At 67.8% G+C, this 264-nt stretch carries 1 pseudogene; it reads right to left on the minus strand.

The annotated features are described in order from the left end of the window. Window positions 1-43: 43 nt before the first annotated feature. Window positions 44-264, minus strand: a pseudogene (locus tag KVT32_RS30370) (aminotransferase class I/II-fold pyridoxal phosphate-dependent enzyme); the annotation flags it as partial.

Consider the following 264-nt stretch of genomic DNA (forward strand, 5'->3'; position numbering starts at 1 on the left):
GGAATTTCTTCGTCACGTGCGGGTCGCCGGCGACGAAGCCCTAGCGCATGCCCGGCACGTTCGAGCGTTTCGACAGGCTGGAGAACACGAACAGGTTCTGGTACGGACGGGAGCCGCCGCTGCGCCCGAGCTGGTGCGCCGCTTCCAGCGCGCCCAGCGGCGGCGTCGAGCCGGAGTAGATCTCGGAATAGCATTCGTCGGCGGCGAGCACGGAGCCGTGGCGGTCGGACAGTTCGAACAGCTCGCGCCAGTCTTCCCGCGACA

It is taken from the genome of Achromobacter sp. GbtcB20 (genome assembly GCF_019091095.1).
Taxonomy (GTDB): domain Bacteria; phylum Pseudomonadota; class Gammaproteobacteria; order Burkholderiales; family Burkholderiaceae_B; genus Achromobacter; species Achromobacter mucicolens.